Source organism: Planococcus sp. TJ-307 (genome assembly GCF_058268435.1).
Genome location: NZ_JBZDOJ010000001.1, coordinates 410,167 through 427,008, shown reverse-complemented (window position 1 = coordinate 427,008; position 16,842 = coordinate 410,167). Strand labels below are relative to the sequence as shown.

13 protein-coding genes are annotated in these 16,842 nt (G+C 42.3%); 2 read left to right on the top strand and 11 right to left on the bottom strand.

Annotated features, from left to right (window positions below):
* Both AC4EHK_RS02020 and AC4EHK_RS02015 read left to right on the top strand, forming a co-directional pair.
* On the top strand, nucleotides 1-1,101 hold the full coding sequence (locus tag AC4EHK_RS02020) for a glycosyltransferase family 2 protein (RefSeq protein ID WP_490977128.1): 1,101 nt from the start codon (nucleotides 1-3) through the stop codon (nucleotides 1,099-1,101).
* Nucleotides 1,098-2,591, top strand: a complete 1,494-nt coding sequence (locus AC4EHK_RS02015; protein ID WP_490977127.1) for a phytoene desaturase family protein — start codon at nucleotides 1,098-1,100, stop codon at nucleotides 2,589-2,591. Before AC4EHK_RS02020 ends, AC4EHK_RS02015 begins: the two co-directional genes overlap by 4 nt.
* A 262-nt stretch (nucleotides 2,592-2,853) precedes the next feature.
* Here AC4EHK_RS02015 and AC4EHK_RS02010 read toward each other — a convergent pair whose 3' ends face one another.
* The 11 genes from AC4EHK_RS02010 to AC4EHK_RS01960 form a co-directional block, all read right to left on the bottom strand.
* Nucleotides 2,854-3,687, bottom strand: coding sequence for a phytoene/squalene synthase family protein (locus AC4EHK_RS02010; protein WP_490977126.1), 834 nt, complete (start codon nucleotides 3,685-3,687; stop codon nucleotides 2,854-2,856).
* Nucleotides 3,684-5,141 carry a phytoene desaturase family protein gene (locus AC4EHK_RS02005; RefSeq protein ID WP_490977125.1) on the bottom strand — a complete coding sequence of 486 codons (1,458 nt, stop codon included), beginning with the start codon at nucleotides 5,139-5,141 and terminating at the stop codon, nucleotides 3,684-3,686. The genes AC4EHK_RS02010 and AC4EHK_RS02005 overlap by 4 nt, the downstream gene beginning before the upstream one ends.
* Nucleotides 5,138-6,664 carry a phytoene desaturase family protein gene (locus tag AC4EHK_RS02000; RefSeq protein ID WP_490977124.1) on the bottom strand — a complete coding sequence of 509 codons (1,527 nt, stop codon included), beginning with the start codon at nucleotides 6,662-6,664 and terminating at the stop codon, nucleotides 5,138-5,140. The genes AC4EHK_RS02005 and AC4EHK_RS02000 overlap by 4 nt, the downstream gene beginning before the upstream one ends.
* A 265-nt stretch (nucleotides 6,665-6,929) precedes the next feature.
* Nucleotides 6,930-7,496 carry a 3D domain-containing protein gene (locus AC4EHK_RS01995; protein ID WP_490977123.1) on the bottom strand — a complete coding sequence of 189 codons (567 nt, stop codon included), beginning with the start codon at nucleotides 7,494-7,496 and terminating at the stop codon, nucleotides 6,930-6,932.
* A 248-nt stretch (nucleotides 7,497-7,744) separates the two neighbouring features.
* Complete coding sequence (locus AC4EHK_RS01990) at nucleotides 7,745-9,190, bottom strand: DEAD/DEAH box helicase (protein ID WP_490977122.1); 1,446 nt, start codon at nucleotides 9,188-9,190, stop codon at nucleotides 7,745-7,747.
* Between the two features lie 122 nt (nucleotides 9,191-9,312).
* The gene (locus AC4EHK_RS01985; RefSeq protein WP_490977121.1) at nucleotides 9,313-11,184 is read right to left on the bottom strand and encodes an alpha-E domain-containing protein; all 1,872 of its coding nucleotides are present in this window, start codon (nucleotides 11,182-11,184) and stop codon (nucleotides 9,313-9,315) included.
* Nucleotides 11,184-12,641, bottom strand: coding sequence for a circularly permuted type 2 ATP-grasp protein (locus AC4EHK_RS01980; RefSeq protein WP_490977120.1), 1,458 nt, complete (start codon nucleotides 12,639-12,641; stop codon nucleotides 11,184-11,186). The genes AC4EHK_RS01985 and AC4EHK_RS01980 overlap by 1 nt, the downstream gene beginning before the upstream one ends.
* A gap of 109 nt (nucleotides 12,642-12,750) precedes the next feature.
* Nucleotides 12,751-13,377 carry a hypothetical protein gene (locus AC4EHK_RS01975; RefSeq protein WP_490977119.1) on the bottom strand — a complete coding sequence of 209 codons (627 nt, stop codon included), beginning with the start codon at nucleotides 13,375-13,377 and terminating at the stop codon, nucleotides 12,751-12,753.
* Between the two features lie 125 nt (nucleotides 13,378-13,502).
* A complete protein-coding gene (locus AC4EHK_RS01970; protein WP_490977118.1) occupies nucleotides 13,503-14,411 on the bottom strand; it encodes an HD-GYP domain-containing protein in 909 nt (302 codons plus the stop codon).
* 91 nt (nucleotides 14,412-14,502) lie between these two features.
* Nucleotides 14,503-14,964 carry a hypothetical protein gene (locus tag AC4EHK_RS01965; RefSeq protein WP_490977117.1) on the bottom strand — a complete coding sequence of 154 codons (462 nt, stop codon included), beginning with the start codon at nucleotides 14,962-14,964 and terminating at the stop codon, nucleotides 14,503-14,505.
* Nucleotides 14,965-15,309: 345 nt separating this feature from the next.
* Nucleotides 15,310-16,797, bottom strand: coding sequence for a glutamate synthase subunit beta (locus AC4EHK_RS01960; RefSeq protein WP_490977116.1), 1,488 nt, complete (start codon nucleotides 16,795-16,797; stop codon nucleotides 15,310-15,312).
* Nucleotides 16,798-16,842: the final 45 nt, after the last annotated feature.

Sequence of the window (16,842 nt, the reverse complement as noted above, 5' to 3'; positions counted from 1 at the left end):
ATGGCCACCTATATCGGAATCCACCTGCTGTTTCTTGCCTGGATCATCCTTAACCGCCTGTTTCTTCCAGCCTTGCCTAAGCAAGTACAATTCTCAACTGAACCTCTGGTATCCGTTCTGGTGCCGATGAGAAATGAAGAACGCAATGTCGAAGTTCTAGTAAAATCCTTAAAAAACTCCTCTTACGGCAATACAGAATTTATTATTTTAAATGATCAGTCGACGGACGGAACTCAAGCTGAACTGGAAAGGGAGATTGCCGCAGATCCCCGTTTTACTATCCTGCAGGGCGCTCAACTCCCGGATGGCTGGGTCGGCAAAGTACATGCCTGCCATCAGCTGCAACAAGCAGCTTCCGGTGAGTATTTGCTGTTTGTGGATGCAGATGTCCGCTTCCGGCCAAAAGCGATTGAACAGTCGCTGTCGTTGCTGCAGCGAAAAAATGCCCAGCTGTTGACGGGCTTTCCTGCTTTTGATGTTGCGCCTTTTCTCAGTAAACTTCTTGTCCCAATGCTGCATTTCGTGATTTTATTCCATCTGCCTCTCGCATTGGCCAACTACACCAAATTTAAAGCGGCTACGGCAGCCAATGGCATGTGGATGATGTTTGAAAAAGACAGCTATGAACAAATAGGTGGACACGCAGTTGTCTCAACTTCACTGGTCGAGGATGTCCATATTGCTCGCCAAGTAAAAGCGCACGGCTTTAAAGTTGTGCTGGCAAACATTACAATGTCCGTAAAATGTCGTATGTATACGACCAATGCTGACGTATGGGAAGGTTTTCTAAAAAACAGCTATGCCGGAATTGGCAGATCACCCGTGATAGCAGCAATTCTGATCTTATTTTATTCCTTCTTTTACATTTTGCCGCCTTTCCTAGCGATTTACGGCTTGTTCAGCGGACTTTACTGGTGGGTTCTTCCGTACGCACTGACAGTTGCGCAGCGCTGGTATGTGGACATGGTGACCAATCAGCGCTGGTACCTGTCTTTTCTTATCCCCCTTCAGGCACTTGCCATGCTTGCTGTGTTGGTGGAATCAATGCGCAAATCCTTTAAAAAACAGCCGTATTCGTGGAAAGGAAGGCATTACTCATGAAAAAAATTGTCATAGTCGGTGGTGGATTGGGTGGACTTGCTGCAGCAGTGACGCTCGCCCACGCTGGATTCGATGTAGAACTCTTTGAAAAAAATAGCCACTTGGGCGGCAAATTAATGCCTGTCGAGCTGGGAAGCTACCGTTTTGACTTTGGACCCAATACCATCACGATGCCAGCTGTCTTCAATACAGTCATTTCACAGACAGGTGAACATCCAAAAGATTACTTGGATTTCATTCTGTTACAAGCCCATACCCGCAATCACTTTTCAGACGGCAGTCGATTCGACTTTACCAACGACCAAGAACAAATGATTCAACAACTCAAAATTCTTGATCCGGCTGCCGCCGCTAACTACCCGGCATTTATCAAAGAAATCAGCCGTTTGTATCGTTATTCAGAACGGTATTTTTTTCCGGTAACATTTCAGTCCTGGAGAGACTATCTGTCACCCTCTCTTGGATTTGCACTTCTTCAAGTGCGTCCAGCAGAATCAATGCACCATTTTTTTCAGCGCTATTTCAAAAATCCTTTGCTTGTTCAAGCATTCGATCGATATGCCACGTATATTGGCTCTTCACCCTACAAAGCACCGGCGACGTTTTCCATGATTGCTTACCTGGAATTGGTAGAAGGTGTCTATTACACCAACGGCGGCAATACAGGCATCGCTAACGCTTTTGCTGCTGTAGCGAGAAAATGTGGTGCTCGGTTGCATACCAATACAGAAGTTAAAAAAATCCTGACAGATGGCGGAAAAGCACAAGGCGTTGAGCTTCAAGATGGGACACAAATCGCAGCGGATCTCGTCATTTTGAATGGAGATTTGTTATCAGCTTTCCCAGCATTGGTCGAAGAATCTGAACGTCCCTCACTGAACGATGCGAAGGTGGATGCTTTTGAACCCTCCATTTCAGCTTTTGTCATCACTGTTGGGTTGACTCGAAGGCTTGAGGTGCTCAAGCACCACAATGTTTTTTTCTCATCGGACTACCGTCAGGAGTTTCGTGATTTATTTGACGCTTCACTCTACAGCAATGAGCCAACCGTTTACATCAGCAACTCGTCCTTCACTGATCCTTCGGTTTCACCAGATGGCGACAACTTGTTTATTTTAGTTAACGCACCCGCATTGACCAAAGAAGGACACCTGCAAATTGAACCGGAAGCTTATAAAGAACGAATTTATGACTTTCTCTTGAGCTACGGGGTCGATATTCGCAGCTATTTAGCAGAAGAAAAAATTTTTACACCATCGTTTATCCGTGACAAATTCGGTTCCTTCCGCGGCGCTCTTTATGGCCCTTCCTCCAATCGGCCAAAAGATGCCTTCCTGCGGCCGCCAAATGCCAGCCGTGATATTCGCAATTTGTTTTTTGTCGGCGGCAGCACTCACCCTGGCGGCGGGTCGCCCATGGTCGTCTTAAGCGGTTTGAATGTAGCGAATAACATCATTGCGAAAGCCAAAAAGACACCGCCATCAGTGTGATGGCGGTGTCTTTTGCAGTTATTGGAAGCACCCAGATTCTAGGGTCATAAGCCACTCTGGCTGTGCGGCTGAAGAAACGCCGCTTCGCCAGTGCGTCTTATGCCCGTCGAATCTACACGGGCGCTTACGCTTTTCTTTATTGTCCAGGCTTCAGCGCCCAGCTCTTTGGGTCATAAGCCAGCCCGACTGTGCGGCAAAGAACGCCGCTTCGCCGGTCTGTCTTATGCCCGGCAGAGCTACACGGGCGCTTACGCTTTTCTTGTTACAAACAAGCGAGTATTGCTTGTTTTGATTCTTCCGGGACGTAATGTTTTTCCCGGAAGACATTGTATTGCTTGGAACGGATGGTGACGAGAATTTCCCGGTAAACTAATGCGGCGCCTTTTACAGGAACTCTCGAAGATAATGGATAATCCTGTATCGTTTCGAACGCTTTTTTGTAATGAAATTCGGCTTTTTCCGCCAGTTCTTCCCACACTGCGATAAATTGCGGGGTTACCACGCCGGAGCGCAGCTCTTCTTCGCACAGTTCATATTTTCCCATGATTTCTTCTGGCAAATAAATTCGACCCATTTTCAGGTCTTCACCGATATCACGGAGAATATTCGTGATTTGCATCGCATATCCAAGTGAAATCGCGCCTTCCTTTAGAGCACCAGTCTTGCCTGGCGCCAAAATCGGCAGCAGCATCAGTCCAACAGTACTCGCGACATGGTAACTGTAATTCAACAGCTCTTCCATCGTTCGATACCGGTTGATGGTCAAATCCATTTCCTGACCGGTAATCAGGCCAGAGAAGGCTTCGACATCCATCTCGTAGTTTTCGAAAACATGCGCTAAAGCTACCCACATCGGATTTTCAGTATCATAAATGCCAGTTAGAAATTTTTCGAATTCAATTTTGAATTGTTCAAGTTCTTCTTTGGAATTCTGCCCTTCATCCACAATGTCATCTACTGTCCGGCAAAACGTGTAAACAGCCCAAACGGCTTTGCGTTTTTCCTTCGGCAACAAGGAAAATGCTTTGTAAAAACTTTTTGAATTTACAGCGATAACTTGTTCACAGGAGGTATAAGCATCTTTTAAATTCATCATGCATTGCTCCTTTCCTTTGCAAAATCGCCTTGGATTTGCTCTGCCAGCAGCTTTGCACCTTGCATGACAATTGGAATGCCTCCTCCGGGATGGACAGAAGCGCCAACTGCATACAAGCGATCCGTTTTATAAGGTTTGACTTGAGGACGGAAAACACCCGACTGGAACAAGGTTGGACCGATTCCAAAACTGCCGCCTTTAAATAGGCCAAAAGCTTCGGCTTCGGTCGGCGTACGGACTTCCATCCATTCAACTGCTTCCCGGAAATTCGGGAAAGCCAACTCTTCCATACGGTCAATGATTTTTTCGATCCAAGCTGTGTCACTTGCCCAATCAATATCCGTCCCTGAAGGCACAGGAACCAATACATACAGGACGCCTTTTCCTTCAGGAGCCAATGAATCATCTATCTTCGACGGATGGAAGGTATAAATGGCTGGATTTTCTGTTTTCCGCTTTTTCACAAATACATCATCCATATGGTCTTCGTAGCTATCCCCGATGAAGAATTGATGGACATTTCCTTCTTCAAACACTTTGTTTAAGCCAAAATACAATAACACACATCCGGAAGAAGCTGTGTAGCTTTTCTTCTTCTGTTCAGGCAGTACTTTTTCAATGCCAGGGAAATCACCGTTATAGACGATAGCATCAAACTCTTCATAGCCGTCTGCTGTTTCGATTGCTTTAGCTTTTCCGTCTTCTGTCACAATCTGCTTAACCGGTCTGCTTGTTTTGATGGTGACATTTTGCCGTAACCGCAATGCTTTTTCCAACACGGGAATGAGGCTGCCGTAGCCGCCTTTTAAATAATAGACGCCATGTTCATGTTCACTGAAAGGAACAAGTGAATACATGGCTGGTGCACGGAATGGATCCCCACCAATGTACAGAGATTGCAGAGAGTAAGCCAACTGAAGCCGCTCATCACGGAAGTAATTAGACGTTAGCTTTTTCACAGACTGCTGAGGTTTTAACTTCATTAATTTCTTTATGTTCGCAGCGGTAAAAAAATCGGATTTATTTACGAATGAATGCTCTAAAAATGAAGATTTTCCGATTTCAAACCGCTTGCGTCCTTCTGAAATATACCGAAGAAACCCTTCTTTTTCAGTCGGAAAGACACTTTCAATTTCTTCCAACTGACGATCGATATCGGGATATTTCGTGTACACAGTACCGTCCGGAAAACGAATTGAATAAAGTGGGTCACACAGTAATAATTCGATATCTTCAGCAGCAATCCCTGCTTGTTGAAGCAAATCCTGAAACATTTCGGGCAGCAAAACAATGGTAGGTCCTTGATCGACCTTAAAGCCATCTCTTTCCACAAAAGTCAAACGACCGCCAAGTTTTTCCTCTTTTTCAAAAATGGTCACATCAAAGCCCATGTTCGTTAAATATAGGGCCCCCATCATACCGCCGACGCCCCCGCCAATCATAGCAATTTTCATGCAAATCCCTCCAGTGCCGGAAGCGGCAGAATCGGAATTCCTTTTTTGCCATGCTGTTCCAGAATACCATTGGCTGTAATGCGAGCAGATTCCAGAATCGTTGGCAATCCGCTTCCAGGATGAGTTCCCCCGCCAACCAACCAGCAATTGCCTAACTCTTCAAACTTATTGTGTGGACGGAATACCATCATTTGAGTTAATTGATGGCCCAGGTTAAAGGTCGCCCCTTGGTACACCGAGTAATCTTCCTGCCATCCCATAGGCGTCAGCATTTTTTCGACTTCGATATGGTCGCGCAGATTTTTAAACTCGGATTTTTCTTCAATAATATCCAAAACCAGTTCCCGGAATGCATGCTGTTCGTTTTCCCATCCAATGTCACTGAAGTTGTTTGGCACTGGAGCTAAAATATAAATCGCTGATTTTCCTTCAGGCGCAAGCGTTGGATCTGTCACACTCGCATTTTGTACATAGATGGAAGGGTCAGCAGAAAGAATGCGCGATTTCGTCATTTCCTCCACGTTCTTCTTGTAATCTTTCGAAAAAATAATGGTGTGGTGAGAAAGGTCATATTTTTTATCCAGACCTAAGTACAACATAAATGTGGAACAGGAATATTTTTTCTTCGCCAGTTTTTCCGGCGTGTACTTTTTCAAAATCCCTGGTTCGACCAAATGATTCATGACATGGGCAAAGTCACCATTTATAATGACTTCATCTGCGGCCATCCGTTCACCGTTTTCAAGGTCTACTCCTTTAACTTTGCGGTTTTCGATCCACAGCTTTTTGACGCCTGTGCTAGTATGAATCTTCCCGCCAAGTTCTTCAACAACTTTAGCCATTGCCTGAGATAATTGGTTCACTCCGCCAATCGGGTGGTAAATGCCATAAGCATGTTCCATATAAGACAGGATTGAAAAAGCTCCAGGACATTCCCATGGAGACATCCCCAAGTATTTAGACTGGAACGCAAAAGCCATTTTTAGTCGTTCATCCTTAAAGTATCGAGACAACACATCGTACAAAGTCTTGTTCACTTCAAGTTCAGGCAAAGCTCTTAACACTTTCGGTTGAATCATGCTGAAATAACTGTCCATTTTCGATTGCAGCATAGGCGACAATACTTCCAGTTTCTTGCCTGTTTCTTTCATGAAACGCTCGTAGCCATCTCCGTCGCCTTTAAAGTTTTCATTGATTTGTTTTTTCATTTCTTGGTTGTTGCGTGTCATAATCAGGTTCTGATCTTCAAAGATCAACTCGTACATCGGATCTAATTCAACTGCATTCATGTAATCTTTTAAATTGCGGCCAGTCGTTTCAAATAACTCTTCTACTAAATGAAGCATGCTCAAAAAGGTCGGGCCCGTATCAAACGTAAAATCACCTAAACGCAGCTCTGCATTTCTGCCGCCAATCCATGGCTGTTTCTCGTAAACGTCCACTTCGTAACCTCTACTGGCCAATAACATAGCCGCAGCTAAGCCGCCAGGACCGGCTCCTATCACAATCATCTTTTCCGACATAACAGATGCCTCCAATTCAATTAACCCTAATAATTCTACATTTATTATACAAATATTATACCGTCAATCTCAAAAAAAGACTATTTATTTGAATTTACCCTCTTTTATATTCTTTTAGCCCATCGAATCTCCATTTAGCAGAATAAACTCTAGAATGAACATCCGATCACAGAGCGGACGCATCACTGATGAAAACTACCCCTTAGAGCTTTTCAAGAAATTAAAAGCACAAAAAATCCGGCTCGAATTTATGAGCCGGAATTGCTTACTTCAATATTTTTATTTTTACGTTCTTGCGTCCCCACTTCAGTGCATTGCTTTGAGTTGGAATGAAGACATCGATTTTGTTTCCTTTGATGGCGCCGCCTGTATCTCCAGCGACAGCATAACCATAGCCCTCAACATGGACTTTTGTTCCTAGTGGAATGACTTTCGGGTCTACCGCAATAACTTTCAGTCCCGGATTCTTTTTCAAGTTAAGCCCAGTTCTTGTAACCCCTGAACATCCTTTGCAGTAGGCCGTATAAGCCGTTGCACTAACCGTAAATTCTTTTACTACCGATCCGCTTGTTGAACGGGATGGAGTATTTTTTTTGGAAACTGTCTTAGCTACAGGTTTCTTTAGTTGGAGTTTTTGTTTTGGGTGAATTGTGTTGGACTTTAAGCCGTTCCAAATCTTCAAGTTGCTGATTGACACTTTTTGCGTTTTTGAAATTTTATATAATGTATCCCCGCTTTTTACTGTGTATGTATTTGATGCAGCTGAGCTGTCAATCGAAGTTGCTAGGAATAAAATCAGTGCAAAACTTAAGATTGCTACTATTTTTTTCAATTTGCTATCCCCTTTGCTTTTTGTAAGTACAATTAAAATAGCATGGGAATATTACAAACACGTAACAATAAATCGCATGTTTCATTACAATACCGCTTCAACTTGTGACATAAGTATTGTTTAACTTCTTTTAGAACCCTAAATAATGGAACATAAAAAGACTTTTTTACCATTCTATATGACATTGCCATAGAATTATTTCCAGGGAAATAAAAAAGCATAGGCTTTGATTTGCCTATGCTTTCTGTTTATTTATTTGCTTTGTGCACTTTCAATGTCTTGCCTTTAATGGTCTTGTCTTTCATCGCTTTCAATACCATTGGTCCTTTGCCATTCAGAATATCGATATACGTTACCGTGTCCTGAATTTTGATGATCCCAATGTCTTCTGCTGTTACTCCTGGGATGCTAGTTAACGTTCCGACAAAATCAAAGGCGCGAAGCTTCTTTTTCTTGCCTCCGTTAAAATAGAGCTTCAGAATATCTTTATTGACTTGTTCATTTTTATTTTTCTTCAGTTTCGGACGGCTTTCAAGTTTTTCGGTGAATGCCTGCGTTGCTTCTTCTACTTCGTATGTAGAAGGTGACGTTCTGCGCGGAATTTCAAATCCGATATATTCTTCAATCTCAGTTAAGAATTTATCTTCGTTTGGTGTAACGAACGAGATCGCTTTCCCAGTCTTTCCTGCACGGCCGGTACGGCCAGCACGATGCACGTAACTTTCTCTTTCCATCGGCAAATCATAATTGATAACATGTGTGATGCTGTCAATATCAATTCCTCTTGCTGCGACATCTGTCGCTACCAAATAACGGAACTCACCACGTTTAAAATCGTTCATGACCGCAGTACGGTCTTCCTGAAGCATGCCCCCGTGCAATTTGTCGCACGTGTAAAAATGTTTCTCCAATTGTTCCATGACAAAATCGACATTGTCTTTTGTCCGACAAAAAATAATGCAGCTGTCCGGATTTTCAATAATGGAAACATCACGCAGCAAAGCAAATTTTTTCTGTTCGGCCACAACAAATAATGAATGATCGATTTGAGCTGTTAAATTTTCTGAAGCAGCAATTTCGATGTGCTGAGGATCGATCATGTATTTTCTTTGCAAGTTTTCAACATTTTCAGGCAAGGTGGCTGAAAACAACATCGTTGTACGCTGCTTTGGCAATTTGTTAATGATGGCTTCCACTTGTTCCACAAAGCCCATATTCAACATTTCATCTGCTTCATCCAGGACCAGATACTCAATTCGTTCAAGGTTTAATGTCCCGCGTTCAATATGGTCAAAAACACGCCCCGGCGTTCCAACTACTACGTGGCATTTTTGCTTCAGTTCAGCCTGCTGATAAGCAAAAGGCTGCTTGCCATAGACCGCCGCCGCTTTAATGCGCTTGAAACGGCCAATATTCGTGACGTCTTCTTTTACTTGATCCGCCAATTCACGGGTAGGCGTTAAAATCAACGCCTGTGGTTTGTTTTCTTCCCAATCGACCAGTTCACAAATCGGAATGCCAAATGCCGCTGTTTTACCGCTTCCTGTTTGAGACTTTACCGTTAGGTCAGTCTTTGACAGCGCGACTGGAATGACTTTTCTTTGAACCTCTGTAGGTTCTGTATAGCCAAGGCCTTCAAGCGCCTTCACAATAGGTTCACTTATTTCGTAATCGCTAAATTTTTGCGTTTTCATAATTATTTTCCATCTCCGTTCAAAATTTCAGGTTCTCCTATTATCGCACGGATTAGAAAATTCTGCTGTTAAACAATTATTAAGATTTATCCCATTCAATGCTCTTGGCCACCAATTGGCTTTTATTGATCCATCAGGCTCACGGAGACTTTAACATCCAACGACTGGCTGCCGCCCCGGTAAACGCCTTGGACAGGGCTGACGTCGTTATAGTCGCGTCCCACACCAACACGGATGTGATTTTCCAGCGCCTCTACATTATTGGTCGGATCCAACCCAACCCAACCGATGCCTGGAACCATCACTTCCACCCATGCATGGCTTGCAGCGTCACCGACCAGCGCAGAATTTTCCCCCACATATAAATAACCGCTGACGTAACGCGCAGGGATGTATTTGCTGCGGAGAATTCCCAGCATCACGTGGGTGATATCCTGACAAACGCCTTTTCTTAAATCAAAAGATTCTTCAGCCTTTGTTTCGACAGTGGTTGACTCCCCATCGTAGGTAAAATGCTGATGAATATATTCCATGACATCAATCGCATACTGCACCGGGTTTTTCATAATCCCCAATTCCCGATCGATTTGGCTCATTTGTTCCATCGTTAAATACGTATACGCCGTATTGCTCAAAAATGCTAAATAATGCTCCCTGAATAATTGCGAATGAAAAATGGCACTCATTTCGGGAGAATAATCAATTCGATGAATAAATGGACTTTTTTGGATACTGACGATAGACGTTGTCTTTACTTCCAAATGTTGATGATGTTCTGCGATAAAAAATGTTTCAACATGGTTGCCCCAAATATCAATATGTTCTTTTGTTAATGAGGCAGGGGTTATGTCCGCACGGTAAGACAATAGGCGCTGGCATTCATCGGTTCTCGGCTTTAACCGGATTGAGTTCATGCTTTGGTCTACAATGGTTTCATATTGAAAAATATTGGTATGTTCAACTTTATATTTCATAGAAGTTATTCCTTTCGCGCCCATGCTCTGTGATTGGCTGGACTCCCTCGGTTTAGTCTCGGAATCGCTTAAATAATAGGTTTTTGAAAAAACTTCTCCGACTTCGTTGCAGCCATTTTGAAAATCATTGAGGAAGTCCATGATTTCATCAGAATTCAACTCGTCTATGTTAATCTCTTCAAACTCTTCCTGCAGTTGATCTAACTTTGCGTACAGTTCCCAAGAATAATGAGAGATTTTGCCGCCTTCCAATTCATTGACCGCTTTTCGGACATGCGTTAAGCAATAGCGAATCGACCGCGGAAAGTCCATATTGGCAATTAAGAAAGTCAAAACTCTTTTTGGATTCATCTGCGGCGGATTTGCTTTCAAATATGCGTTATAGCCATTTGTCATTCGCAATGCCGCCAGCCAGTAATAGTAATCTTCAGACTGTGCTTGCAATACGCGCTCCCGCGTGCGCTCGCATACCACATTCAAAATCCGAGCTGTTTTTTCGGCCCGTTCCAGCCATTTTGCAATTCTAATAATTTGGTACGGAACACCTCGGGACATCGCGGATTCAACAATTCCCTGGGTGATCAGCGAGGTCAATTTAACTTGTTCGAGAAACTGGCGCATCTCTTTAACGGTACAGCTTTTTTGATCCATATCCATTAAAGTCAAATAGCATCCGTTCCAAGCTTCCCAGTAGTCATCCGGAATATGATCTCGGCTAATTCTGGCATTTTCCCGAACAACTTTTACACAGCTTGCAACGGAATTGAAGTTGTTTTCCTCCATCGCTAAATAATGGACAAGCTGGTCTTCCTGATAGCTGGGCAAGGATTTAATCTGCTCCATGGTTTCAGTTGACGCACAAATTTCGTAAATCAGTTTCCAATCGCTGTCCCGAATCAGCTCTTCATCAGCTGCTTCAATCATCTGCAGCAACTGTACATCTAAAATACGGGCGTTGTTTTCGGCCCTTTCAACATTTCGTGACATCCAGTATAGTGAATTCGCTACACGGCTCAGCATCAGGCGTCCCCCTCTTCATCTCTTTTTTTGAACACCCATGTATCTTTGCCTCCACCGCCTTGCGAAGAGTTTACAACGAGCGATCCTTCTTTTAAAGCTACACGGGAAAGTCCACCCGGCATAACATGCGTATCTACTCCCCGGACTACAAAGACCCTTAAGTCGACGTGACACGGATAAAATTCTTCTCCTTGATATGCCGGAGCTCTGGATAATTTTATAGTGGGCTGTGCAATATATTGATGCGGCGATTCAATAATTTTTTCGCGGAACTCCGCAATCAATTCTTCAGAAGCGTGCGGTCCAACCAGCATATCATAGCCGCCTGAAGCTCCGACATTTTTGACCACCAATTCATTCAAGTGGTCCAATACCCATTCCCGCTCTTCTGGATTGTCCAATAGGTAGGTTTTGACATTGTCAATGATTGGTTCTTCGCCGAGGTAATACCGAATCATGTCCGGAACATAAGCATAAATAGCCTTATCGTCTGCCACTCCATTGCCGATGCCATTCAAAATGGCCACATTGCCCTTTCTATAAGCGATTAACAAACCGGGAACACCCAGTGCGGATTCTGCCAGAAATGCTTCCGGATCCAAATAGTCGTCATCAATTCGGCGGTAAATAATATCCACACGCTTTAGCCCCCGTATCGATTTCATATAGACAATGTTCTTTTTGACGATCAGATCCCTTCCTTCGACCAAGTCAATTCCCATTTGCTGCGCTAAAAACACATGGTCATAGTAAGCAGAATTGTACATACCCGGTGTTAACAGAACAGCAAATGCCTTGTCTTTTCTCGATTCCGGTGCATGATCCAGTATCGCTTGGTGCAAATGGGAAAGCTGGTGCTCGAGGGTATGAACCGATTGGCTTGCAAAAAATTCGGGGTAAACTTGGCGCATCACATAACGGTTTTGATAAACATAAGACAAGCCGGATGGATTGCGTAAATTATCTTCAAGCACATGATACTTGCCACTTTCGTCGCGAATCAAATCAATTCCCGCTAAAAAAATATGATTTTTCAACGGAATATCGACGCCTTTCACCTGTTCCTCGTAATAATATGGATTTTCTTCAACTAATCGCCTTGGTACGACGCCATCCTGAAGAATCCGTTTTTCATGGTATACGTCTTCCAAAAACTGATTGAGTGCTTCGGCCCGCTGAATCATTCCTTTTTCCACCACTTCCCATTCTTCAGATGGGATAATGATTGGAACAAAGTCAAATGGCATCGTTCTTTCTGTACCGACATTATTGTTATAAACCGTGAACGTAATCCCTTGCCTTAAGAACGACAGCTGAGCTGTCTCATGTTTTTCTTTCAGTTCTTCCGCTGAGAAATTTTGGAGGACATCGAAAAACTTTTGGTAATGCGATTTGGGTTTTCCTTGCGGTGTGAACATTTCATCAAAAAATGTTCCTGTCGAATAACGTTTAAACAAACGAGCAGCTCCTTCCATACGTAGAATATTCAGATAAAAAATGAATTAAGAAAAAGCTATGCCGCTTCTATATATGCGCATAGCTTATCTTCATTCTATTATACCTAAATTATTTTCCGAATGTTGAATCATTTGAAGATGAATCGTCTTTTTTCGTTGATTTATCCGATAAATCCTTTTTTAGGGAATCCGCATATTCTGTACTTGCACCGGAAGGAGGGGTAGCTGATGAGTTCGTTTTTCCAAACGTCGACTCATTCTTTGAAGACGCATCATCCGATGAATCTTTTTTCAATGATTCAGTATACGCTGTGCTGCCTCCATAAACTCCACCTGTTGGCTTGTTGGAGCTAGGAGAAACGCTGCTTGAATCAGATTTGTCAGACGTTGAATCGTTGCTCTTATCAGCATTTCCACCTACGTCATCCTGAAACGTTTTGTTGGCTTGATCCAGTGCGTCTTTTTCTTTGTTCATCATATCTTGCTGTGCATCAATTGCCGTCTTCACTTTTTCCACCGCTTTGTTGACGGTTGGCTTCACTTTATCAACCATACCGCCTGATTGTTCATTTAGACGGTCTAATCCTTTTTTAATGTTTGCTTTCATATCTTCTTTATTGGTTTGAGAAGTTCCGCCTGTTTCTGTTTTCTTTTGTGTCATTGCTGCACCAATCACTGCACCAAGACCAATCAATACAAGTTTGCCGAACATGCCACCTGATGATTTTCTAGCCATATGAATCTCCTCCTTAATTTTGTATAAAACATTGTGTATAAAGTATTGACTAAATTTCATTATTTTAAACATTTCAAATAAAATAAAAGACACCCTAAAACATTCTTGGTGTCTAAATTCAGCAGCTATTCACTTAGCTTTCCTTCTTCTTTCAAAACTTGTTCAAAAGCCTTCACAACGTTCTCATCGTATTGAACTCCTACCAGACTTTTAAGTTCAGTCATCGCATATTCAGAAGAAAATGCTGAGCGGTATGCTCTGTCCTCAGTCATCGCGTCAAACGTATCGCATACACCGATAATTCTTGCTTCTATCAATATTTCTTCGCCTACTAATCCAAATGGATAGCCACTTCCGTCAACACGTTCATGATGCTGTTCAACAATATTTGCCAAATCAGCATAGGCTGTTTTTCTTATCATATCTGCACCATCGCTAGGATGTTTCTTCACAACTTCAAATTCATCATTTGTTAACTTGGTCGGTTTTTTCAAAACTTCTTCTGGAATATTTATCTTACCAATATCGTGCAGTATTGAAGCTAAGAACAAGTTCTCTATCTGATCTTTGCCCAACTTCATTTTTGCCGCGGTTTTTACCGAGTAGTTAGCTACTCTTGAACTATGATTGAATGTATATCGATCTTTTTTTTCAACAGCTTCGCCAATTTTCCTTAACTCGCTGATCATATTGCTCAAATAGTGAAATACCGGAGTGGTAGAAACGGATAGGAAGGTAACTTCTTTTAAAACTGTAAAATGAATTGCGCTTTCTAAATTTTTACATGAAAAAAAATCATCGGTTGTCAGCCTTAAAACACCGCCGTCTACTTCGGCTTCTACTTCACCAGCTAATATATAGAAAAATTCTTGTGCATCTTCCTGATCTCCTGGAAAAAGCATAAAAGTACTTCCTTGAACAACAGTTTGCTTCATTAATTCTATTCCACTTCCACGTGCTAAAAGACTTAGCGTGGTTGAGCCGTTTCTCACTTTTTCTAGATGACCGTTTGTTAATATATTAAAGCCTTTCACACACGCACTTCCTTTTCCAAAAAAATATGAGAATAGAGAAGAATCTCTCTACTCTCATATTACTCCAATTAAAGTTTTTTAGACAACTTGTTTACCAAGCAATCACAACAATCGGATCAATTAATTCAGTACGATCGGCAAACTCAATTGGAACAAATTCAATTGCTACTATTAATCCTGATTTCTCAGCTTTCCCGATCCCTTTTAATGTCATTTTTTCAGTTTTTTCTTTTAAGTCGTTGATTAATTTAGCTGACTTTTTTTCATATTCTTTCGTCAACTTAGCCTGTTTGGCTGCATCTTTATATTTCGATTTGTCTTTTTGGTATTTAGCGTACATCTTTTCGGATTTTTCTACCGCTTTGTTGATTTCATCATATATTTTATCATTTGTTTTATTGACTTCAGTAATCGCTTTAGCAATTTCTGGTGTCATTTCGTTTGTAACCTCATATTTTAAAGCTTCATTATTGCTTTCTGCAAACACGTTCATGCCCATTCCTAAAACCATGATAAATGAAAATAATACGGCGATCAAACTCTTTTTCAACATACACATTCCTCCAATTTTCTTTTTAGAAGTACTGAAATTTTAAACCTTATAAGTGAATGTGTATATCATATCACCTAAATTTTACTTAAAATGACAGCTCTCACCTTCTATAGTATATACCTACCAGGTCTTTTGCACAACTAATTATTTAATTATTTAGATAAAAGACACAATTTTTACATCCATATAATAATTTGAAATCATGTAATTATCAGAATTCCAGTGTCTTTCATTTTTCTTTTCATCTATATAATATTGTTTGTGCACAAATAATTGCTGTAGAAAAAGCTGCGGCAGACTCGAAATCGAGTTTGCCGCAGCTTTTCGCAATAGTTTCATCTTTTTTTAAGGTAACACCGTTGCACCCATCAAATAGCGATCACATTCGCGTGCTGCTTCCCGGCCCTCATTGATAGCCCAAACGATCAGACTCTGACCACGGCGTACATCGCCGGCAGCAAAGACACCTTCTACATTGGTTGTATACTTTCCATACTCTGCTTTCACTCGTGAATTTGTTTCCGTTTCCAGTTCCAGCTGCTGAATGAGATCTTGCTCAGGCCCGCTGAAACCAATAGCGATCAATACCAAATCTGCTTTCCATACTTTTTCAGTACCCGGAATTTCTTCACGAATTCGATTGCCGTTTTCATCTATCTTTAATTTCACGTTTACTGTATGCACTTCTTTGATTTGCCCGCTTTCATCGCCGACAAATTTCTTTGTCATAACAGCATATGCTCTAGGATCTTCACCAAAAGTGGCAGCCGCTTCTTTATGGCCATACTCTATGCGGTGAATTTTTGGATATTGCGGCCATGGATTGCCTTTTTCGTCACGAATCGCACCTTTTTTATCATAAACATCGAATTGCACAAGACTCGCACAATCATGACGGACGGACGTTGCTAAGCAATCAGTTCCCGTATCTCCGCCTCCAATGACAATGACGTTTTTACCTTTTGCGGAAATGTACTGGCCATCTTCAAAATTTGAATCTAACAAGCTTTTCGTGCTGGCGTGAAGAAAGTCCATTGCAAAATGAACGCCTTTCAAATCACGGCCTTCTACGTCAATGTTGCGATGAACAGTCGACCCTGTGCACATAACCACCGCATCAAAATCCTCATTCAGTTTTGCAGATGGATAGTTCTTCCCAACTTCGACACTGGTGATAAACGTGATTCCTTCTTGCTTAAGAATATCCACACGTCTTTGCACCATATCGTAAGACAATTTCATTTCTGGAATTCCGTATGTCAGCAAACCGCCCACGCGGTCGCTTTTTTCAAATACGGTTACCAAATGCCCTGCTTTGTTCAATTGAGCCGCTGCTGCAAGTCCAGCAGGTCCTGAACCGATTACCGCGACTTTTTTGCCAGTCCGCGATTTAGGCGGTTCTGGCACAACCCATCCCTCAGCAAAACCTCGCTCAATAATGGATCTTTCCACTGTGCGGATGGCTACAGGCGGTTCGTTGATCCCAAGAACACAAGCTCCTTCACAAGGAGCAGGACAGGCAGTTCCAGTAAACTCAGGAAAGTTATTCTTTAAATGCTCGCGGTGCAAAGCTTCCTTCCATTGTCCACGGTAAACCAGATCATTCCATTCAGGGATAAGATGGTTCACAGGACAACCGGTCGTTACATTGTCCAAGTCCATACCGGTATGGCACGTTGGCACGCCACAATCCATACAGCGTGCACCTTGTTTTGCCACTTCTTCGTCTGACATAGGGATTGTATAGTCATTCCAATCTTTTGTCCGTTCAGCCGGTTGGCGCTCTTTGACTGTTTGTCTGTCGTATTCCATAAATCCAGTTGGTTTGCCCATCATTTCCCTCCTACTCACAGTTTCTCATGATGAATCCGCGAAACT

Bases quoted from the DNA above. Each gene is read 5' to 3' on its own strand.
- AC4EHK_RS02020 (WP_490977128.1), top strand. From the start codon at position 1: ATGGCCACCTATATCGGAATCCACCTGCTGTTTCTTGCCTGGATCATC.
- AC4EHK_RS02015 (WP_490977127.1), top strand. From the start codon at position 1,098: ATGAAAAAAATTGTCATAGTCGGTGGTGGATTGGGTGGACTTGCTGCA.
- AC4EHK_RS02010 (WP_490977126.1), bottom strand. From the start codon at position 3,687: ATGATGAATTTAAAAGATGCTTATACCTCCTGTGAACAAGTTATCGCT.
- AC4EHK_RS02005 (WP_490977125.1), bottom strand. From the start codon at position 5,141: ATGAAAATTGCTATGATTGGCGGGGGCGTCGGCGGTATGATGGGGGCC.
- AC4EHK_RS02000 (WP_490977124.1), bottom strand. From the start codon at position 6,664: ATGTCGGAAAAGATGATTGTGATAGGAGCCGGTCCTGGCGGCTTAGCT.
- AC4EHK_RS01990 (WP_490977122.1), bottom strand. From the start codon at position 9,190: ATGAAAACGCAAAAATTTAGCGATTACGAAATAAGTGAACCTATTGTG.
- AC4EHK_RS01985 (WP_490977121.1), bottom strand. From the start codon at position 11,184: ATGCTGAGCCGTGTAGCGAATTCACTATACTGGATGTCACGAAATGTT.
- AC4EHK_RS01975 (WP_490977119.1), bottom strand. From the start codon at position 13,377: ATGGCTAGAAAATCATCAGGTGGCATGTTCGGCAAACTTGTATTGATT.
- AC4EHK_RS01965 (WP_490977117.1), bottom strand. From the start codon at position 14,964: ATGTTGAAAAAGAGTTTGATCGCCGTATTATTTTCATTTATCATGGTT.
- AC4EHK_RS01960 (WP_490977116.1), bottom strand. From the start codon at position 16,797: ATGGGCAAACCAACTGGATTTATGGAATACGACAGACAAACAGTCAAA.